16 protein-coding genes are annotated in these 19,401 nt (G+C 69.3%); 4 read left to right on the forward strand and 12 right to left on the reverse strand.

Annotated elements, in window-relative coordinates:
• Both P1J78_RS04225 and P1J78_RS04230 read right to left on the reverse strand, forming a co-directional pair.
• A complete protein-coding gene (locus P1J78_RS04225; RefSeq protein WP_275566077.1) occupies positions 1–1,737 on the reverse strand; it encodes an ABC transporter ATP-binding protein in 1,737 nt (578 codons plus the stop codon).
• Complete coding sequence (locus P1J78_RS04230) at positions 1,734–2,441, reverse strand: fused DSP-PTPase phosphatase/NAD kinase-like protein (protein WP_275566078.1); 708 nt, start codon at positions 2,439–2,441, stop codon at positions 1,734–1,736. Before P1J78_RS04230 ends, P1J78_RS04225 begins: the two co-directional genes overlap by 4 nt.
• Before the next feature lie 130 nt (positions 2,442–2,571).
• Here P1J78_RS04230 and P1J78_RS04235 point away from each other — a divergent pair, with 130 nt between their 5' ends.
• Positions 2,572–3,777, forward strand: a complete 1,206-nt coding sequence (locus P1J78_RS04235; protein ID WP_275566079.1) for a pyridoxal-phosphate-dependent aminotransferase family protein — start codon at positions 2,572–2,574, stop codon at positions 3,775–3,777.
• A 63-nt stretch (positions 3,778–3,840) separates the two neighbouring features.
• Here P1J78_RS04235 and P1J78_RS04240 read toward each other — a convergent pair whose 3' ends face one another.
• The 4 genes from P1J78_RS04240 to P1J78_RS04255 form a co-directional block, all read right to left on the reverse strand.
• Positions 3,841–4,071: a hypothetical protein gene (locus P1J78_RS04240; protein ID WP_275566080.1), complete on the reverse strand. Its 231-nt coding sequence runs from the start codon at positions 4,069–4,071 to the stop codon at positions 3,841–3,843.
• 81 nt (positions 4,072–4,152) lie between these two features.
• On the reverse strand, positions 4,153–5,265 hold the full coding sequence (locus tag P1J78_RS04245; protein ID WP_275566081.1) for a pyridoxal phosphate-dependent aminotransferase: 1,113 nt from the start codon (positions 5,263–5,265) through the stop codon (positions 4,153–4,155).
• Positions 5,266–5,304: 39 nt separating this feature from the next.
• Positions 5,305–5,637: a DnaJ family domain-containing protein gene (locus P1J78_RS04250; protein ID WP_275566082.1), complete on the reverse strand. Its 333-nt coding sequence runs from the start codon at positions 5,635–5,637 to the stop codon at positions 5,305–5,307.
• A complete protein-coding gene (locus tag P1J78_RS04255; RefSeq protein WP_275566083.1) occupies positions 5,637–8,819 on the reverse strand; it encodes a valine--tRNA ligase in 3,183 nt (1,060 codons plus the stop codon). The genes P1J78_RS04250 and P1J78_RS04255 overlap by 1 nt, the downstream gene beginning before the upstream one ends.
• A 135-nt stretch (positions 8,820–8,954) precedes the next feature.
• Here P1J78_RS04255 and P1J78_RS04260 point away from each other — a divergent pair, with 135 nt between their 5' ends.
• The 3 genes from P1J78_RS04260 (at position 8,955) to P1J78_RS04270 (ending at position 13,216) form a co-directional block, all read left to right on the forward strand.
• Entirely contained in the window at positions 8,955–9,704 is a 750-nt protein-coding gene (locus P1J78_RS04260) for a DUF3592 domain-containing protein (protein WP_275566084.1), read from the forward strand.
• 145 nt (positions 9,705–9,849) lie between these two features.
• Positions 9,850–12,135: a xanthine dehydrogenase family protein molybdopterin-binding subunit gene (locus tag P1J78_RS04265; protein ID WP_275566085.1), complete on the forward strand. Its 2,286-nt coding sequence runs from the start codon at positions 9,850–9,852 to the stop codon at positions 12,133–12,135.
• A gap of 28 nt (positions 12,136–12,163) precedes the next feature.
• The gene (locus tag P1J78_RS04270) at positions 12,164–13,216 is read left to right on the forward strand and encodes a T6SS phospholipase effector Tle1-like catalytic domain-containing protein (protein WP_275566086.1); all 1,053 of its coding nucleotides are present in this window, start codon (positions 12,164–12,166) and stop codon (positions 13,214–13,216) included.
• 15 nt (positions 13,217–13,231) lie between these two features.
• Here P1J78_RS04270 and P1J78_RS04275 read toward each other — a convergent pair whose 3' ends face one another.
• From P1J78_RS04275 to P1J78_RS04300, 6 genes are all read right to left on the reverse strand, one after another.
• Complete coding sequence (locus P1J78_RS04275) at positions 13,232–14,527, reverse strand: NAD(P)/FAD-dependent oxidoreductase (RefSeq protein ID WP_275566087.1); 1,296 nt, start codon at positions 14,525–14,527, stop codon at positions 13,232–13,234.
• Positions 14,528–14,589: 62 nt separating this feature from the next.
• Complete coding sequence (locus P1J78_RS04280; protein ID WP_275566088.1) at positions 14,590–15,942, reverse strand: glutamine synthetase family protein; 1,353 nt, start codon at positions 15,940–15,942, stop codon at positions 14,590–14,592.
• Entirely contained in the window at positions 15,935–16,621 is a 687-nt protein-coding gene (locus P1J78_RS04285) for a type 1 glutamine amidotransferase (RefSeq protein ID WP_275566089.1), read from the reverse strand. Before P1J78_RS04285 ends, P1J78_RS04280 begins: the two co-directional genes overlap by 8 nt.
• 141 nt (positions 16,622–16,762) lie before the next feature.
• A complete protein-coding gene (locus tag P1J78_RS04290; RefSeq protein ID WP_275566090.1) occupies positions 16,763–17,569 on the reverse strand; it encodes an ABC transporter permease in 807 nt (268 codons plus the stop codon).
• Positions 17,566–18,447, reverse strand: coding sequence for an ABC transporter permease (locus P1J78_RS04295; RefSeq protein ID WP_275566091.1), 882 nt, complete (start codon positions 18,445–18,447; stop codon positions 17,566–17,568). Before P1J78_RS04295 ends, P1J78_RS04290 begins: the two co-directional genes overlap by 4 nt.
• A 218-nt stretch (positions 18,448–18,665) precedes the next feature.
• The gene (locus P1J78_RS04300; RefSeq protein ID WP_275566092.1) at positions 18,666–19,382 is read right to left on the reverse strand and encodes a transporter substrate-binding domain-containing protein; all 717 of its coding nucleotides are present in this window, start codon (positions 19,380–19,382) and stop codon (positions 18,666–18,668) included.
• Positions 19,383–19,401 lie beyond the last annotated feature (19 nt).

Here is a 19,401-nt window from a genome sequence, read left to right on the forward strand (position 1 = left end):
TCATTCCTCGAACTGCAGCCGGTACAGGTCGGCATAGATTCCGCCGCGCGCGATCAGCGCCTCGTGCGTGCCCTCGTCCACCACCGTGCCCTGGTCCATCACGACGATCTTGTCCGCCTGCCGGATCGTCGCCAGCCGGTGCGCGATGACCAGCGTCGTGCGCCCCTGGCTCAGCCGCTCCAGCGCCTCCTGCACGACCGCCTCGCTGGCGGCGTCCAGCGCCGACGTCGCCTCGTCCAGAAGCAGGATCGGCGCGTCGCGCAGCAGCGCCCGGGCGATCGCCACCCGCTGCCGCTGGCCGCCCGACAGCGCCGAGCCGCGCGGGCCGGCGGGGCTGTCGAGCCCGTCCGCCAGCCGCGGCAGGAAATCCGCCACATGCGCCGCGTGCAGCACCTCGTCCAGCCGCGCCGCGTCGGCGGGTTGCCCGAGCAGGATGTTGTCCCGCACCGACTCGTCGAACAGCTGCGCATCCTGGGTGACCACCGAGAACAGCCCGCGCAGCTCTTCCAGCGACAGCGCCGACACGTCGACACCGCCGACCCGCGCGCTGCCCGATTGCGGCTCCACCAGCCGCGTCAGCACGCGGAAGACGGTCGACTTGCCCGCCCCCGAAGCGCCCACCAGCGCCGTGGTCCTGCCCGCCTCGGCCACGAAGCTCGCGCCGCGGAGCACCGGCAGCTCGCCATAGGCCAGCGACACGTCGTCCAGCCGGACCTCGGCGCGGCGCGCGGGGACGGGCAGGGCGGCCGGCTCTGCCGGCGTGGTGATGGTGGGCTCGGCCTGGAACACCTCGTGCAGCCGCTCCAGGCTGGCCAGCGCCGCCTGCCAGGCGCCCGAGACGTTGCCGATCCGCCTCAGCGGCTCGAAGACCAGCGCCATGGCGGTGAAGAAGGACATGAACTCGCCCACCGTCTTCTCGCCGTCGATGATCTGCGCGCCGCCGTAGAGCAGCACGCCGAAGAAGCCGATGCCGGCGATCACGTCCATCACCGCGGGAATGCCGGCCTGGCCCGCCTCCGAGCGGATCTGCGCGCCGACGAAGCCGCCCAGCTCGCCCGAGAACCGGTCCGCCTCGCGCCCTTCGATGGTGTTCAGCTTGATCGTGTCGATCCCGTGAAAGGTCTCGTCCAGCCGGGTCGACAGCCGCGCCGCCGTCTGGCGCGCGACGCGGGTCGACCGGCGCACCCAGCGCTGCAAGAGCACCATGGGCCCCATCAGCACCGGCGCGCCGGCCACCGCGATCAGCGTCCAGATCCAGTCGATCGACAGCGCCACGGCGAACAGCGAAAGCAGGGCCACGACGTCGCGCCCCAGCGCCGAGAAGACGGTGGACCAGATCGTGCCGGCGGCCAGCGTGTCGCCGCGCACCCGCTCGATCAGCACGCCGGGGGAATGCGCCTGGAACCACGCGCTGTCGAGCCGCAGCATATGCGCCACGAGATCGCCCTGCAGCGCCGCCGAGACCCATTGCCCGACCGCCCGCATCAGCACCCGCTGCCCGAACCCCGCCAGCGCGCGGATCAGGAACACGCCGAAGACCGCGCCGGCGACCCAGGTGATGGCGCCGCGATTGCCGGCCACGAAGACCTGGTCGAACATCGGCTTGATGAGGTAGCTCAGCGCCCCCATCATCCCGCCCTCGATGGCCATCAGCACCACGGCGAGCACGATCACCCAGAGGTGCCGCCGCAGATAGCGCTGCCACAGCCAGCGGGTCAGGTCGCGCGCCTCGCTCACGCCGTCTCCGGCGGGGGCCAGCCCTTCTTGGCATGGAACGAGGCGGTGATCGCGGCCGGGTCGTAGCGGGTGGCGAACCATTCGCGGATCGGGATCGGGTGTTCGGCGCAGTCGGCGGCGTAGACGTCCAGCAGGTGGTCGAGGATGCCGGTCTGCGTGGAGCTCAGGTGGACATAGCGCAGCGACAGCATCCGCCGCGCCGCCGCGAGCGAGGCGCCCTCCTTGTCCATCAGCCACAGCGCCGCGGCGAGACCCGCCCGGTCGGCGCCGGACTTGCAGTGCATCAGGAAGGGCTTTTGCGCCTCCAGCTGGTCGAAGATCTCGAAAAGCTCCAGGAACCGCTCCGCCGGCACCAGCCGGCGCGCATAGATCTTGTGGTCGATCAGCTCGATCCCCAGCTTATCGCAGGCCTCCTTCTCGAACAGGTAGAACGAGAACTTGTCCCGCCCGCGCAGGTTCAGGATCGTGGCGATGCCGCGGCGGCGCACTCGTCTCAGGCGCGCGGGCGAGGGCTGGTTCGACCGCCAGACGCCCGGCGCGATCTCTTCGGAGTTGGTCCACAGCCCGCGCAGGATCCCGTGGTCGGTCAGGTGGAAATGCCACCACGCCGCCCGCCGCCCGGCCGGGGTGTCGATGTCGGTGCCGAAGGATTTCGAGAGACGACGCTCGATCTCGTGGATCCGTCGGAACAGCTGGCGCAGCATGGGCGGTCCTGACCGGGTTGAATGCAGTCCGGGGATGTAACCGCAAACCGCGCGGCGGACAAGGCGCGGCCCGATTGACGCCGCGCGCATGCCGGACTAACCCGATCCGGTCGACGATCGGAGCCCGCCCATGTCCCTTGCCAACGGCCGCGAATACCTCGCCATTCCCGGACCCTCGGTCATGCCCGACCGGGTGCTGCGCGCCATGCACCGCGCCGCGCCGAACATCTACGAGGGCGACATCGTGGACGAGGTCGCCGGCATCTCGCGCGACCTGAAGGCCGTGGCCAAGACGCGCGGCGAGCTGGCGATCTACATCGCCAACGGCCACGGCGCGTGGGAGGCGGCGCTGGCCAACACCCATTCGCGGGGCGAGACCTGCCTGGTGCTGGCCACCGGCCGCTTCGCGCTCGGCTGGTCGCAGCATGCGGCCGGGCTGGGGCTGGAACTCGACGTGATGGATTTCGGCAAGCAGTCCGACGTCGATCTCGACGCGCTCGCCCGGCATCTGGCGGCCGACGCCGACCACAGGATCAAGTCGGTGCTGGTGGTGCAGGTCGACACCGCCACCTCGGTCAAGAACGACATCGCCGGCATCCGCCGCGTGCTGGACGAGACGGGGCACCCGGCGCTGCTGATGGTCGACTGCATCGCCTCGCTGGCCTGCGACCGCTACGAGATGGACGCCTGGGGTGTCGACGTGACCGTCGCGGGCAGCCAGAAGGGGCTGATGACCCCGCCGGGGCTGTCCTTCGTCTTCTTCAACGACAAGGCCGCCGCGGCGCGCGAGACGGCGAACTGCGTGACAACCTACTGGGACTGGCGCCCGCGCTCGCATCCCGAGCATTTCTACCAGTATTTCGGCGGCACCGCGCCGACCCATCACCTCTTCGCCCTGCGCGAGGCGCTGGCGATGATCGCGGAAGAAGGGCTGGAGGCCATCCATACCCGGCACGAGGTGCTGGCCCGCGCCGTCTGGGCCGCCTTCGACGCCTGGGGCGCCGAGGGGCCGCTACGCATGAACATCGCCGATCCGGCAAAGCGCTCGACGGCCGTGACGGCGCTGTCCATCGGGGCGCCCTACGGCAACGAGATCCGCAAATGGGTCGAGGCGAATGCCGGCGTCACGCTGGGCCTCGGCATCGGCATGGTCGACCGCGCCAACCCGGATTCGCACGGCTTCTTCCGGATCGCCCATATGGGCCACGTGAACGCGCATATGGTCCTGGGCGCGCTCGGCGCCATCGAGGCCGGGCTCACGGCGATCGGCGTCCCGCACGGGTCCGGCGCGCTGGAGGCGGCCGCCCGGGTCTGCGCCGGGTCTTCTTCTGGCTGAAAATACTCTCGCCGAAGGCGGCACGAACGTCGAAGCCCGCGCGGCTCGGCGGGGTTTCGCGCCTCAGGGCTGCGGGTCGTGCGGCACCGAATGGGCGGTTTGCTTGCGGCGCAGCATCCAGTCCGCCACCGCCGCGAGGATGATCACCGCCGGCAGGCCCAGCCAGGCCCAGAGCACCAGCAGCACGAGAAAGCACAGCACGCCCGCGACCACGAGAAACGGCATCGTGTAATCCTCCATGAGTCCGGCCCCGGGCAGGGGAGGTCGGCCGTCGCTGTCTCGCCGTTGTGTCATCCGCGCCTCCGTCCGCCCCGCAGGACACCGCACTTGTCCTGACGATAGCACCGCGCCGGCCTCGGGCCAGCCCGGCCCGCTTCACTTTTCGGCGCGCGCCTCCGCCAGCGCCCGGGGCAGGGCGGCGGCGAGAAGGTCCAGATCGGCCTGAGTGCCGGCCGAGATCCGGATGCAGCGGTCCTGCGGCGCGACGAAGGGCATTCGCACGAACACCCCTTGCGCCAGCAGTCCCGCCAGCACCGCGCGCGCGAAATCGCCGTCGGCGCCGCAATCTACGGCCACGAAATTCGTCGCCGAGGGCAGGGCGGACAGGCCGTTGTCGCCTGCGATCCCGGCGATCCGCTCGCGCGCGGCGGCGACGCGGGCGATGGTCTCGGCCAGGAAGGCGCCGTCCTCCAGCGCGGCCAGCGCGCCGGCCTGGGATATCCTGGACATGCCGAAATGGTTGCGCACCTTGTTGAAGGCGGTGATCAGCGGAGCGGCCCCGAGGCCATAGCCCACCCGCGCCCCCGCCATCCCGTAGGCCTTGGAGAAGGTGCGGAACCGGATCGCCCGCGGGTCGTCCACCGCGATCCGCGGCTGCGCGCCCTCGGGCAGGAACTGTGCATAGGCCTCGTCCAGGACCAGCAGCGTGCCCTGCGGCAGCCGCGCCAGCATCGCCTCGATGGCCGCGGGATCGTGCCATGTGCCCATCGGGTTGTCGGGGTTCGACAGGTACAGAAGCTTCGCATCCACCTCCGCCGCCTTGGCCAGCAGGGCGTCGATATCCTCGCGGTCGTCGCGATAGGGCACCTTGTGCAGCACCCCGCCATAGCCCGCCACGTGGTAGTTGAAGGTCGGATAGGCCCCGTCCGAGGTCACCACCGCGTCGCCCGGGGCCACCGTCAGCCGCACCGTGTAGCCCAGCAGCCCGTCGATCCCCTCGCCGACGACGACGTTCTCGGGCGCAACGCCCTCTGCCTCGGCCAGCGCGTGGCGCAGGTCGTGGTTCTCGGGGTCGCCGTACATCCACGCATCGGCCGCGGCGGCGGCCATCGCGGCGGCGGCGCGGGGCGAGGGGCCGAAGACCGACTCGTTCGCCCCGACCCGGGCGCGGAACGGCCGGCCGCGGGCGCGCTCCTGCGCCTCCGGCCCGACGAAGGGGACCGAGGCGGGCAGCGAGGCGGCAAGGTCGGTGAAGCGCGGACCGGTCATGGGGCGCATGCTGAAACGGGGTGGCGTCGCTGGCAAGCCCTATTCTTTCAGGAACTTGCGCCGCGCCTCCTGCGCGATGGCCAGCCGCATGTCCAGCTCTGCCAGATGCGCCATCGCGGCCTTGCGCGCCTCCGGTTTCGCGGTCCGCACGGCCTCCCGCGCGACCGCGACCTTGCGCTTGAGCAGGATTTCCTCGGGCAGCGCGCCCGCCTCGGCCATGATCCTGTGGCCCACCGCGTCGCCCGGCGAGATGAAGGCGTCGCCGGGCCGGTCGGGCAGGGGCTTGCTTGCGCCCGCCAGGTTCGTCAGCTTGCCCTCAGCTTCCGCCTTCCGGATCTGCTGTTCCGTCAGGTTGCGGAAGCGGCGGGTCATCACGCCACCTCGGCCAGCCGCGCCAGCGCGGTGCGCAGCTTCGCCGCCTCGTCCTGGCGGGCGGCGAGGTTGTCCCGCGTCTCCTCGACCACCTCGGCCGGCGCGCTCTCGGCGAATTTCGGGTTCGACAGGCGCTTCTCCAGCCCGCCGATCTCCTTTTCCAGCTTGCCCAGCGTCTTCTCCAGCCGCGCCCGTTCCTCGGCCACGTCGATGATGTCGGCCAGCGGCAGGCCGAACAGCCCGCCCTCGACAGCGACGGTGATCGCGCCCTTGGGCATCTCCGGCACGCCGGTCAGCGAGTCGATCCGCGCCAGCCGCTTGATCAGCGTCTCGTTGCGGGTCCAGGCGGATTGCCCGGCCGCGTCCAGCTCGACCTGCAGCATCGGCACGTGCAGCCCCGCGGGCACGTGCATCTGCGCCCGGGCCGAGCGGACCTCTTCGATCAGTTCGATCACCCAGTTCATCTCGCGGTCGGCATCCGCGTCCAGCAGCTCGGTCGTCGTGTAGCCGGGCCAGTCCGCATGCACGAGCATCTCCTCGCGCGCCGCCGTCTTGCCCCAGAGCTCCTCGGTCACGAAGGGCATGAACGGGTGCAGCAGGATCAGGCACTGGTCCAGAACCCAGCCCATCGTCGCGCGGGTCTCGGCCACCACGGCGGCGTCGTCGCTGTCCAGCAGCGGCTTGGCGAATTCCACGTACCAGTCGCAGACCTTGCCCCACGTAAAGGCGTAAAGCGCGTTCGCCGCGTCGTTGAACCGGAAGGCGTCGAGCGCGGCATCGACCGTCTCGCGCACCCGCGCGGTCTCGCCCAGGATCCAGCGGTTCGCGGTGGCGGTCGCCTCGGGCGGCGTGCGATTTTTCGACGAAAAATCGGCGGCCTCGTACACCCCGTTCATCTCGGCAAAGCGCACCGCGTTCCACAGCTTGGTGGTGAAATTGCGATATCCGGCAATGCGTTGCGGGCTGAGCTTCAAGTCGCGTCCCATCGCCGCCATCGAGGCCAGCGTGAAGCGCACCGCGTCGGCGCCATAGTCGTCGATCAGTTCCAGCGGGTCCAGCACGTTGCCCAGCGACTTCGACATCTTCTTGCCGGTCTCGTCGCGCACCAGCGCGTGGACATAGACGGTGTCGAACGGCCGCTCGCCGACCACGGCGTATTGCATCATCATCATCCGGGCGACCCAGAAGAAGATGATGTCGAAGCCGGTGATCAGCACGCTCGTCGGGAAGTACTTCTGCAGCTCCGGCGTCTGCTCCGGCCAGCCCAGCGTACCGATCGGCCAGAGGCCCGAGGAGAACCAGGTGTCCAGCACGTCCGGGTCGCGCCAGACGGGATAGACCAGGTGCGTCGGGTCCTGGCTGACGCCGTAGTCGCCGAGGCTGGAGGCGATCACGTGCATCGCCTCGTCCCGGTCCGCCACCTCGACCACGCGGGCGTGGTTGAGCGGCGTCGGCAGGGTGCCGAGAACGTCGGCGAACTGCTCGGACACGCGGGCGAAATCGAAGCCGCAGTGGTGCACCTCGTTGCCCTTCAGAAGCGACTGTTCCGACAGCAGGCGGCCCAGCTCCACCTCGTCCAGCGCGCCGTCGCACTCGTCGTCGCGGAAGCCCTCGCCGGACAGGTCGAAGCCGTACCAGACCGGAATCTGGTGGCCCCACCAGAGCTGGCGCGAGATACACCAGGGCTCGATGGTCTCCAGCCAGTGGAAATAGACCTTCTTGTCCTGCTCGGGCAGGATCTCGACCTCGCCGCTGCGCACCGCCTCCAGCGCGGGGCCGACGATCTTCTCGGCGTCGACGAACCACTGGTCGGTCAGCATCGGCTCGATCACCACCTTCGAGCGGTCGCCGTAGGGCTGCATGATCTGTTTCGCCTCGACCAGCGGCACCAGCTCCTGCGCCTCGTCGCGGGCCTCGCCGCCCTCTTCGGGCGCGACCGGCTTCCGCGCCGCCTTGCCCAGCCGCGGGTCGCTGGCGACGGTCATCACCGCCAGCCCCTCGTCGGTGATCTGCCGGACCACCCGCTTGCGCGCCTCGAACCGGTCCAGCCCGCGCAGGTCGTCCGGCACCAGGTTCAGCACGTCGACCTCGGCCGCGGTGAAGGGGGCGCCGGCGGCGTATTCCTGCGCCTGCGCCGCGGCCTCGGCATAGGGGACGCCGTCGTCGCGCATGTGGCCGGAGGTGTCCATCAGCCGGTACATCGGGATGTTGCCGCGGCTGGCCACCGCATAGTCGTTGAAGTCGTGCGCGCCGGTGATCTTCACCGCGCCCGAGCCGAAATCGGGGTCGGGATACTCGTCGGTGATGATCGGGATCAGCCGGCGCTGGTCCTTCGGCCCGACGGGGATTTCGCAGAGTTTCCCGACGATTGGTGCGTAGCGTTTATCCGATGGATGAACTGCCACGGCGCCGTCGCCCAGCATCGTCTCGGGCCGCGTCGTGGCGATCGAGATGTAGTCCCGCTCCTCGCGCAGCACGACGTTGCCGTCCTCGTCGGTCTCGACGTATTCATAGGTCTCGCCGCCGGCCAGCGGGTACTTGAAGTGCCACATGTGGCCGTTCGTCTCGACGTTCTCCACCTCCAGATCCGAGATCGCCGTCTCGAAATGCGGGTCCCAGTTGACCAGCCGCTTGCCGCGATAGATCAGGCCCTTGTCGTACATGTCCACGAAGACCCGGATCACCGCGTCGTGGAAGTTGCCGCCGCGGCCCTCGTCGGGGTCGCCGGGCGCGCCGGACATGGTGAACGCCTCGCGCGACCAGTCGCAGGAGGCGCCCAGCCGCTTCAGCTGCCCGATGATCGTGCCGCGCGACTTGACCTTCTGCTGCCAGACCCGGTCGAGGAACGCCTCGCGGCCCATCTCGGTGCGCGACGGTTCCTGGTTCTCGGCCATCTCGCGCTCGGTCACCATCTGGGTGGCGATGCCGGCGTGGTCGGTCCCCGGCTGCCACAGCGTGTCGTATCCGCGCATCCGGTGCCAGCGCACCAGCACGTCCTGCAGCGTGTTGTTGAAGGCGTGGCCCATATGCAGGCTGCCGGTCACGTTCGGCGGCGGGATCATGATCGAGAAGGTCTCGTCCCGCGAGGCGTTGGCGCCGGCGGCGAAGGCCCCGGCCTCTTCCCACGCCGCGTAGATCCGCGGCTCTGCCTCGTTTGCGTCGAAGGTCTTGTCCATCGCCATCAGAGCGGTCCCCCAGGAACGGTCGCCGTAGAAAATCGCGCTTCCCTTACCGCGCGCGCGGGCGAAGGGGAAGGGGCGGTTCCGGGGCCCGCCGTTTCGCGCTACCCTGCCGCCGGCGCGGCACGGAGGGCGGGCATGGGCGCATATCGCAGACGGCACGACCGGCACCGGCCGCGGGGCTGGTGGAGCCTGTTCATCCGGCTGGGCGGCTGGGTCGGGCTGATCCTGGGCGCGCTGCTGCTCGTCGTCACGACGTTCAGCGCGGGCGCGCTGTTCCTGGCCGACCGGCTCGACCGAAGCGGCGCGCTGGCCTACGCGGTGGTGACCGACACGCGCGAGGCGCCGTCGGCCGAGGGCACCGAGCACTACGTGACCTTCACGTTCAAGGCGAAGGGCGGCGGCGGCCGGACGGTCGAGACCGCGGTGAGCCCGGGCTATTACGCCGATGCCCGGATCGGGGACGAGCGGCCGATCCGTTACCTTCTGGACGATCCCACGCAAGTCGAGGAAGACCTCGGCGCCTATCGCCGCGTCGGCACGCGGCTGCGCTGGATCGGCCTGGCCGTGGGGCTGGCCGGGCTGGCGGCGCTCTGGGTGTTCGGCAAGCGGGCGAATCGTGCGGTGCGCGTGCGGCGCGACGGCCGGCGGGTGCTGGCGGACGTGATGGGCGTACGCGAGCTGCGCGTCACGGTGAACGGCGCGCGGCAGGGCCGGCTGACCTGGCGCGAGCCCGACGGGAAGACGGGCGAGAGCCTGATGCGCCCGGTGGCGTGGCTGCGCGAGACCTACCGCCCCGGCGACCGGATCGTCGTGTACCGGCTCGGCCGCCATGCCTATTGGGAAGGCGATGTCGGGCCGCCGCGCCATGCCCTCGACTCCGGCTGAGCCCGTCGCGCAAGGGCCTTGCAAGGCCCTTGCGCCGGCGGTCCGCCGGACCGCCGGCGCCAAGCCGCTTCGAAGCGGCTTGCTCCCGGGAACTGAAAGGCTAATCTCGCCGGCAAAACGGGATTACGGACAGGGAGCCCCCAGCATGGAAAAGTTCGGAAAGAGCCAGCCGGTCAAGCGCGTCGAGGATCTCCGCCTGCTGACCGGGCATGGCCGCTACGTGGACGACATCGCGCCGGCCGGCTCGCTCGTGGCGCATTTCTTCCGCTCGCCCGTGGCGCATGCCGAGATCACCGGTCTCGACATCTCCGACGCGAAACAGGCCCCCGGCGTCGCCTGCGTGCTGACGGCCGCGGATCTGGAGGCCAACGACATCAACATCGGCATGCAGGCCAGCCAGGCCCCGACCCGCGACGGCGGCAAGGGCGCGGCGCCGATGCGGCCGATGCTGGCCAAGGACCGGGTGCGCTTTGTCGGCGAACCGGTCGTCTGCATCGTGGCCGAGACGCTGGCCCAGGCCAAGGACGCCGCCGAGCTGATCGAGTTCGACTATGACGAGCTGCCGGTGAAGGTCGATCTCGCCGAGGGCGGGACGGAGCTTCACCCCGACGACGCGCCGGGCAACGTGGCCTACGACTTCGCCGACGGCAACGCCGAGGCGGTCGACAAGGCGTTCGCCGACGCCGCGCATGTGGTCAAGCTGGAGGTCGGCGACAACCGGATCATCGTGAACTCGATGGAGCCCCGCGGCGCCTATGCCGAGTGGGAGGGCGACCGCGTACACATCTGCTTCGGCGGGCAGGGCGTCTGGGGGATGAAGGACGAGCTGTCGGCGGCCTACGGCATCGACGCCGCGCAGGTCCGGGTGACCAACCCCGACGTGGGCGGCGGCTTCGGCATGAAGGGCTTTACCTATCCCGAATACTTCTCGCTGCCTCTGGCGTCGAAGCTGACTGGCAAGCCCGTCAAATGGATGTCCGAGCGCACCGAGGCGATGCTGACCGACAATGGCGGCCGCGCGCTGACATCGACGACCGAGATGGCATTCGACAGCGATTACAAGCTGATCGGCTACAAGGTTAAGACGCTGAGCGATCTCGGCGCCTACAACTCCACCTTCGGCCAGATGATCCAGTCCTTCCTGTTCGCCCGCGTGATGATGGGAACCTACGACAACCAGAATACGCTTCTGGAGGTGAAGGGCATCTACACCAACACCGTGCCGGTCGACGCCTATCGCGGCGCCGGGCGGCCCGAGGCGATCTATGCCCTGGAACGCTCGATGGACAACGCGGCGCGCGAGCTGGGCATCGACCCGCTGGAGCTGCGGCGGCGGAACTTCATCAAGCCGGACCAGTTCCCCTACACCTCCGCCACCGGCGAGACCTACGATGTGGGCGACTTCGAGCGCGTCCTGAGCCGGGCCGAGGACGAGGCCGACCTGGCCGGCTTTGCCGCGCGCAAGGCGGCGTCGGAGAAGGACGGCAAGCTGCGCGGCCTCGGCGTCTCCTACTACATCGAGTCGATCCTCGGCGACCCGTCCGAGCATACCCAGGTCGACTTCAACGACGACGGCACCGCCACGATCTATGTCGGCACCCAGTCGAACGGGCAGGGGCACGAGACGGTCTTCGCCGCCTTCCTGTCCGACCAGACCGGCATCCCGGTGGACAAGATCAACTTCGTCCAGGGCGACAGCGACCGGATCGCGGTGGGCGGCGGCACCGGCGGCTCGCGCTCGGTCACCACGCAGAACAACGCGGTGCTGCAGACGGTGACGGTGATGGTCGAGAAGTATTCCGCCTTCCTCGCCGAGGAGAACGGCGTCGACGCGAGCGACGTCTCGTTCGACGACGAGCAGTTCCGGGTCAAGGGCACGAACGTCGCCCCCACCTTCCTGGAGGCCGCCGAGATGGCCCGGGCCAAGGGGCGCACCGACCTTCTGTCGTTCCGCGAGAAGGCGACGATCCCGGGCCGCTCCTATCCCAACGGCGCCCATATCGCCGAGGTCGAGGTCGACCCGGATACCGGCGTGACCGAGGTGGTGAAATACACCGTCGTCGACGATTTCGGCAATCTCATCAACCCGATGCTCGCCGAAGGTCAGGTGCATGGCGGGGTCGCCCAGGGCATCGGCCAGGCGATGCTGGAACACACGGTCTATGACGAGACCGGCCAGCTTCTGACCGCGACCTTCATGGACTACTCGATGCCGCGCGCCACCGACATGCCCTTCATCGTGTTCAATTCCGAACCGGTGCCCTCGACGGCCAACATCATGGGCATGAAGGGCTGCGGCGAGGCCGGGACGGTGGGCGCGCTGGCCGCGGTGACCAACGCCGTGCAGGACGCGCTGTGGGAGAAGGGCGTGCGCCATGTCGACATGCCCTTCACGCCGCTCCGGGTCTGGGAGATGCTGAACGCCGCGTGATGCCATGACCTGCCTGCAGACCTGAACCATGCGTTGGCGCGACCGCATCCTCGGCTGGCTGCGGCTGCGCCAGCGCGAGGAGCACTCGCCCCTCACGCGCGGGCGGGTCGATCACGTGGTGATCCTCGACGGCACGATGTCGTCGCTGGAAGAAGGCCGCGAGAGCAATGCGGGGCTGCTCTACAAGCTGCTGACCGAGGTGGCGGCGGAGCGGCGGCTGTCGCTGCGCTACGAGGCCGGCATCCAGTGGCATTCCTGGCGCAACTCGCTGGACGTGATCGAGGGGCGCGGCATCAACCGCCAGATCCGGCGGGTCTACGGCTTCATCGCCTCGCGCTACCGTCCCGGCGACCGCATCTTCCTGTTCGGCTATTCCCGCGGCGCCTACGCCGTGCGGTCACTGGCCGGGCTGATCGACCGGGTGGGCCTTTTGCGGTCCGAACACGCGACCGAACGCAATATCCGGCTCGCCTATCGCTATTACCAGCGCGACACCGACAGCCCGATGGCGCCGGTCTTCCGCCGGAAATTCTGCCACGACGACGTCGAGATCGAGCTGGTCGGCGTCTGGGACACGGTCAAGGCGCTGGGGCTGCGGCTGCCGGTGATCTGGCAATGGACCGAGAAGCCGCACCTGTTCCACAGCCACGAACTGGGGCCGCATATCCGCCACGGCTTCCACGCGCTTGCGCTGGACGAAACGCGCGAGGTGTTCGATCCGGTCATGTGGGTGACCGACCCCGACCATCCCGGCGCGGTCGAGCAGGTATGGTTCCGCGGCGCGCATGGCGATATCGGCGGGCAGCTGGCCGGGTTCGACCCGGCGCGGCCGCTGGCGAACGTGCCGCTGACCTGGATGCTGTCGAAGGCCGAGGGCTGCGGGCTGCCGCTGCCCGAGGGCTGGGTCGGCCGCTTTCCCTGCGACCCCGCAGCGCCCTCGGTCGGCACCTGGCGCGGCTGGGGCAAGGTCCTCCTGCTGCGCAAGCGGCGCGTGGTCGGCGCGGATCCGTCCGAGTCGCTGCATCCAACCGTCGGACCGCGCGCGTCCGGTCGCCTCCGGGTGCAAGCCCCGCGCCCGTAAAGGCGCGGCCGGGGCTCAGACGCCGAGCCGGTCGCGCAGCGCGTACCATTTCATCGCCAGCGCCATCATCGGCGTCCGGGCGGGCCCGAGCGCGGGCAGGGCCGGGGGCCGCACACGCGCCATGGTGTCGAAGCGCGCCAGGTCGCCGTGTATCGCCTCTGCCAGGATCCGTCCCGCCAGCGTGGCCAGCGCGACCCCGTGCCCGGAATAGCCCGACGCCGACCACAGGCCCGGTGCCGGCCGCGCGAAATCCGGCAGGCGCGAACGGGTGATCGCCAGCGTGCCGCCCCAGGCGTGGTCGATCCGCACGTCGCGCAGCTGTGGATAGATCTTCAGCATCGGCTTGCGCACCTTCGCCGCGATGTCGCGCGGAAAGCGGTCGCCATAGCTCTCGCCGCCGCCGAACAGCAGCCGGCCGTCGTGGCTCAGCCGCCAGTAATCCACCACGAACCGGCTGTCGGCCACGGCGATATCCTTGGCCAGAAGCTCCGCCGCGCGCCGGCCCAGCGGCTCGGTCGCGACGATGAAGTTGTTGATCGGCAGGATGCGGGCCGCCGTCGTCCGCTCCAGCCCGCCCAGATAGCCGTTGCAGGCCAGCACGACCTGGTCCGCCCGGACCGTGCCCTTCGCGGTGCGCACCAGCCCCGGCCCGACCTCCACCGCCTCGCTGCGCTCGAAGATCCGCGCCCCGGACGCGGCCGCGGCCGTGGCGAGCCCGAAGGCGAAGCGCAGCGGATGCATGTGGCCCGAGCCCCAGTCCACCGCACCGCCCCGGAACGCCTCCGAGCCGATCAGCGCGCGGATGCCGTCGCGGTCCAGCGGCTCCGCCTTGTCATAGCCGTAGTCGCGGGCCAGCCGCGCGACATGCGCCCGCGTCTCCGCCGCGCCGCTGTCGGTCCAGTCGGCATGCGCCACCCCGTCGCGCCACTCCGCCGCGATGGCGTGCTCGGCGATCAGCGCGCGGACCAGCGCAACCGCCTCCAGCCCGATCTCCCACAGTTTGCGCGCATCGTCCCGGCCGACAGCGGCCTCCAGGTAATCCTGGTCCTGCCGCTGCCCCACCGAGACCTGCCCGCCGTTTCGCCCCGAGGCGCCGAAGCCGACCCGGTGCGCCTCCACCAGCGCCACGTCATAGCCCAGCCGCGCCGCGTGCAGCGCCGTGGAAAGCCCGGTGTATCCGCCGCCAACCACGACGATATCCGCCCGCACCGCGCCCGCCAGCTCCGGAAACGGCGCCGGCGGCTCGGCCGTGGCGGCATACCAGCTGTCGGGGTAGACGCCCGGCCGGTCATTGGCATGGAGCAGGTTCATAAGCGCAGACCGCGTGCTTCTTCTCGTTCAAAAATACGCAAATCCCGGCGGCGCCATCGGCCTCAGACGTTCAGCAGAAGGTGCTCGCGCTCCCACGGGCTGATCACCTGCAGGTACTCGCCGTATTCCACCCGCTTCACCGCCTCGTAGGTCCGGCAGAACGGCCGGCCCAGCACCTCGCGCATCGCGTCGGCAGTGGCGAACTGATCCAGCGCGTCGCCCAGGATATGCGGCAGGCCGGGATCCTTGTCATAGGCGTTGCCGGTAAAGCGCGGCGCCGGGTCGTGCTTTTCGACCAGGCCGAGATAGCCGCAGGCCAGCGAGGCCGCGATCGCGAGATAGGGGTTGCAGTCCATCCCCGCCAGCCGGTTCTCCACCCGCCGCGCCTCGGGCCCCGAGACCGGCACGCGGATGCCCGTGGTGCGGTTGTCGACGCCCCATTCCAGGTTGATCGGCGCCGCGAAGTCGCGGACATAGCGGCGGTAGCTGTTCACGTAAGGCGCCAGGATCGCGATGACCGAGGGCAGGTGCCGCTGCATCCCGGCGATGAAATGCAGGAATTCCGGCGTCTCCGCCCCGGCAGCGTCGGAGAAGATGTTCCGCCCCGTCGCGCGGTCGACCACCGAGTGATGCATGTGCATCGCCGATCCCGGCTCGTCCTGGATCGGCTTGGCCATGAAGGTGGCGAAACAGTCGTGGCGCAGCGCCGCCTCGCGGATCAGCCGCTTGAAATAGAAGATCTCGTCGGCCAGCTTCACCGGGCTGCCATGGCGCAGGTTCATCTCCACCTGGCCCGAGCCGCCCTCCTGCAGGATGCCGTCGATCTCGAAGCCCTGCGCCTCGGCGAAGTCGTAGATGTCGTCGATCACGGGGCCGTACTCGTCCACCGCCGACATCGAATAGGCCTGCCGCGCCGCCGCCCGGCGGCCCGAGCGGCCCATCGGCGGCTCCACCGGCTGGTTCGGGTCGGTGTTGCGGGCGACGAGGAAGAACTCCATCTCCGGCGCCACGATCGGGCGCCAGCCCTTCGCCTCGTACAGCTCCACCACCCGTTTCAGCACGTTGCGCGGCGCCACCGGGACCGGCACGCCGTCGCGATCCGCAATGTTGTGGATCACCTGCAGCGTCCAGTCGCCGGTCCAGGGCGCCGCCGTCGCCGTGTCGAAGTCGGGCGTCAGGATCATGTCCGGCTCGGTGAAGTCCGAGCCGTCGTCGACCCAGTCGCCGGTGATGGTCTGCAGGAAGATCGAGTTGGGCAGGTAGAAATGGCTCTGCTGCGCGAACTTGGCCGCCGGCATCGCCTTGCCCCGCGCGACCCCGGCGATGTCGGCGACGATGCACTCGACCTCGTCCAGCCGCCGCCCTTCCAGATAGGCCCGCGCCGCCTCCGGGATCGCCTCCATCCAGTCACGCATATCGCCGCTCCTTGAAGAACCGGGCGATCATCTCGGCCAGGCGGGCCTTGTCCACCGGCCGGTCCAGTCCGTCCCGGGCCTGCTGCAGCCTCTCGGGCGGCACCACGCCCTGGCCGCGGAAGTCGATCAGCGCGCCCAGGAAATCGGCATCGAATTCGGGATGCGGCTGCAGCGAGAAGGCGTGCCGGTCATAGACCAGCCCGGCAAAGGGGCTGTGCGGGCCTGTGGCGACGACCTCCGCGTCGGCGGGCTTTGCCACCACCTGGTCCTGGTGCCAGGCATTGGCGTGGACCGTGCCGAGCGCGCCGAAGTCGTAGGGCTGCCGCCCGACGGTCCAGCCGCCGTCGTATTTCTCCACCCGGCCGCCGAGCGCCTGGGCCATGATCTGGTGGCCGAAACAGATCCCCACGACCGGCACGTCGGCGCCGTAGGCGTCGCGGATGAACTGCTCCAGCGGCGCGATCCAGGCGTGATCCTCGTAGGCGCCGTGGCGCGAGCCGGTGATCAGCCAGCCGTCGGCGGCGTGGATCGAGCCGGGCAGCACCATGTCGACGACGGGGTAGGTGTCGAAGGAAAAGCCGTGGCCGTCGAGCAGGCGCTCGAACATGGCGGGGTATTCCGGGTACGAGTCCAACAGCGTGTCGGGCAGGTGCCCGGTCTGCAGTATTCCGATTTTCATGAAGCACCCATGCGGTTTGCGCGAAGCGTATATGGGGGGCCGGAGGGCGGCAAGGGCCGCCGGAGTTTTTGAAAAACTCCGGGCCGGATCGTTTGAAACGATCCGGTTCGTTTTCTTTCCAAGAAAACGGTTGCGGGCGGCTCAGCGCAGGATCTGCGGCTTCAGGCGCATCCGCGGGCGCTGGTCCTGCGGCAGGTGCCGGTTCAACCGCCGGTTCACCAGGCCGAACAGCCCGATCAGCACCAGCGTCAGCAGCACGAAATAGAAGGCTACGATCGGATAAGGGATGAAGGGGTTGAACGTCTTGTCCGCGAAATAGCTCGCGTAATACAGCGCGTCGCCCTTCTGCTGCCACGCCGGAAAGCCCGAGAAGAAGACCAGCGTCGTGGCGTGGAACAGAAAGATCGCCTCGTTGGTGTAGGACGGCCAGCCCAGCCGCAGCATCGTCGGAAAGATCACCCGCCTAAACTTCGTCCACCCGGTCATGCCGTAGGCCTCCGCCGCCTCCACGTCGCCCCTCGGCACTGAGCGCAGCGCGCCATGGAAGATCTCGCCCGAATAGGCCGCGGTGTTGAAGAACAGCACGATCAGCGCGCCCAGCACGGCCGAGGTCAGCGGGTCGAAGACCGGCTGCCACTGCTTCAGCTTGAGAAACAGGAAATAGGCCAGGAAGAACTGGATGAAGAGCGGCGAGCCGCGAAACACGAAGATGAACCATTCCGCGGGCTTGCGGAACAGCGGATTTGCCGCCGCCTTGCCCACCGCCAGCGAGACCGCGAGGAAGAAGCCGAAGCCCAGCGCCAGCGCGCCGTAGTAGACGTTCCAGATCAGGCCGGAGCCGATCAGGGTGAATTGCTGGCAAAGCGTGAAATCCGACCGCGGCAGCAGCCGCTCGCCGAAGCCGAGCGAGCGGAAGGCATAATCCGCGACGGTCTCCCAGCAGCTCATGCCGCCTTCCCCTGCTTGACGCCGCCGAGGGTCGCCTGCCCGTGGCTCAGCCGCTCGGTCAGCCGCCCCAGCACGATCTCGGACAGCCGGGTGAAGGCCAGGTAGAAGACCAGCAGCGCCAGGAAGTACCACAGCCGCCAGTCGCCATGCGGATAGTCGGTGAAGCGCGGATTGGCCGAGCCGCCCAGCTCGCGCGCCCAGTAGACGATGTCCTCGACGCCCAGCAGGAACAGAAGCGGCGTCGCCTTGATCAGGATCATCCACAGGTTCGACAGGCCGGGCAGGGCATAGATCCACATCTGCGGAACCAGAATCCGCCAGAACGCCTGGCGCGGGGTCATGCCATAGGCTTCCGCCGTCTCGATCTGCGCCCGCGGGACCGCGCGCATCGCGCCGAACAGGACATTTGCGGCGAAGGCGCCAAAGACGATGCCGAAGGTGAAGATGGCGAGCGAGGCGTTGTAGACCTCGTGCCAGACCTGCGGCGCGGCGGACAGCGGCAGCTTCGCCTGCGCGCAGACGATGAAATCGCTGCCCTGCCGGATCGGCTGATCCCAGTCGGGGCATTTCCACTTGTGCCGCAGCCATTCCAGCGCCTGGTCCAGCGCGATCACGAAGAACATGAAATAGACGATGTCGGGCACGCCCCGCACCATCGCGATATAGAGCTTGCCGACCCAGCGCAGCGGCGCGATGCGCGACCGCGCCGCGATGGCGCCGCCGAAGCCGAAGGCCAGCGCGACGGGCGCGGTGATGAACAGAAGGATCAGCACCGTCCCGAACGACTGGTAGAACAGGAACTGCTTGCCCGTCGTCAGGTAGCAGGACAGCCAGACGAGGCCGTCGAGCGTGGAGGGGTCTTCGCAGTAGCTGAACATCGGCGTCCGTTCATATCCCGAAGGGCTGCGCGGGCGGCAGCGCGGTCTGCCGCCGCCCTGAGCCTCCCCCTGGCCGGGGGAGGGAAGAAGCTATGCCGTCGGTTCCGCGCCGGACCCGCTGTCGAATGGGGTCCGGCCGGTTCGGCATGGCCGCCGTTATCGCCGGATCCGCCCGGCCTCTGCCAGGCGGGGCCGGGGCGGCATCCGGCGCGTCCGGATCAGAAGGTCGAGGCGACCTCCCATTTCTCGATCAGCGCGTTCAGCGAGCCGTCGTCCTTCATCGACTGGATCGCCGCATCGAACGTCTCCAGCAGCTCGTCGTCGCTTTCGCGCAGGCCCATGCCGACGCCGCCGCCGATCTGCTCCTCGCGCTCCAGCAGCATCAGGTCGTCGTTCTCGGCCGCGGCCGCCGCCAGGTAGGACTTGTCGGCCAGGACCGCATCGGCCTCGCCGTTGCGCACCGCCGCGATGGTCTCCTCGGGCGTCGGGAATTCCACGAGCGTCCAGCCCTGCTCGGCCACGAAGGCGGCCTGGATGGTGTTGGTCTGTGCCGCGATCACGGCATTCTCGACATCCACGTCCATCGACAGCGCGAGATAGGAGGACGGGTCCGGCGGCGTGTAGGCCTGGGTGAAGTCGATCACCTCGTCGCGCTCGTCGGTGATCGACATGCCGGCGATGATGGTGTCGTAGTTGCCCGAGACGAGATTGGGGATGATCGAATCCCACTCGTTGGTCACCCATTCGCATTCCAGCTCGGCGCGGGCGCACAGCTCGTCGCCCAGCTCGCGCTCGAAGCCGTCGACCTCGCCGTCGTCGTTGATGAAGTTCCACGGAGGATAGGCGCCCTCGGTGCCCATCCGCACGACGTCCTGCGCCATCCCCATGCCGGCCGTGACGGCCAGCGCGGCGGCGGAGATCAGTAGCTTTTTCATGGCTTTGCTCCCTGTTGTT

It is taken from the genome of Psychromarinibacter sediminicola (genome assembly GCF_029168335.1).
Classification (GTDB): Bacteria; Pseudomonadota; Alphaproteobacteria; order Rhodobacterales; family Rhodobacteraceae; genus Psychromarinibacter; species Psychromarinibacter sediminicola.

What these genes read in the sequence shown, in the direction of transcription:
- P1J78_RS04230 (WP_275566078.1), bottom strand. Translation starts at nt 2,441, where the DNA reads ATGCTGCGCCAGCTGTTCCGACGGATCCACGAGATCGAGCGTCGTCTC.
- P1J78_RS04235 (WP_275566079.1), top strand. Translation starts at nt 2,572, where the DNA reads ATGTCCCTTGCCAACGGCCGCGAATACCTCGCCATTCCCGGACCCTCG.
- P1J78_RS04240 (WP_275566080.1), bottom strand. Translation starts at nt 4,071, where the DNA reads ATGACACAACGGCGAGACAGCGACGGCCGACCTCCCCTGCCCGGGGCC.
- P1J78_RS04245 (WP_275566081.1), bottom strand. Translation starts at nt 5,265, where the DNA reads ATGACCGGTCCGCGCTTCACCGACCTTGCCGCCTCGCTGCCCGCCTCG.
- P1J78_RS04250 (WP_275566082.1), bottom strand. Translation starts at nt 5,637, where the DNA reads ATGACCCGCCGCTTCCGCAACCTGACGGAACAGCAGATCCGGAAGGCG.
- P1J78_RS04255 (WP_275566083.1), bottom strand. Translation starts at nt 8,819, where the DNA reads ATGGCGATGGACAAGACCTTCGACGCAAACGAGGCAGAGCCGCGGATC.
- P1J78_RS04260 (WP_275566084.1), top strand. Translation starts at nt 8,955, where the DNA reads ATGGGCGCATATCGCAGACGGCACGACCGGCACCGGCCGCGGGGCTGG.
- P1J78_RS04265 (WP_275566085.1), top strand. Translation starts at nt 9,850, where the DNA reads ATGGAAAAGTTCGGAAAGAGCCAGCCGGTCAAGCGCGTCGAGGATCTC.
- P1J78_RS04270 (WP_275566086.1), top strand. Translation starts at nt 12,164, where the DNA reads ATGCGTTGGCGCGACCGCATCCTCGGCTGGCTGCGGCTGCGCCAGCGC.
- P1J78_RS04275 (WP_275566087.1), bottom strand. Translation starts at nt 14,527, where the DNA reads ATGAACCTGCTCCATGCCAATGACCGGCCGGGCGTCTACCCCGACAGC.
- P1J78_RS04280 (WP_275566088.1), bottom strand. Translation starts at nt 15,942, where the DNA reads ATGCGTGACTGGATGGAGGCGATCCCGGAGGCGGCGCGGGCCTATCTG.
- P1J78_RS04285 (WP_275566089.1), bottom strand. Translation starts at nt 16,621, where the DNA reads ATGAAAATCGGAATACTGCAGACCGGGCACCTGCCCGACACGCTGTTG.
- P1J78_RS04290 (WP_275566090.1), bottom strand. Translation starts at nt 17,569, where the DNA reads ATGAGCTGCTGGGAGACCGTCGCGGATTATGCCTTCCGCTCGCTCGGC.
- P1J78_RS04295 (WP_275566091.1), bottom strand. Translation starts at nt 18,447, where the DNA reads ATGTTCAGCTACTGCGAAGACCCCTCCACGCTCGACGGCCTCGTCTGG.
- P1J78_RS04300 (WP_275566092.1), bottom strand. Translation starts at nt 19,382, where the DNA reads ATGAAAAAGCTACTGATCTCCGCCGCCGCGCTGGCCGTCACGGCCGGC.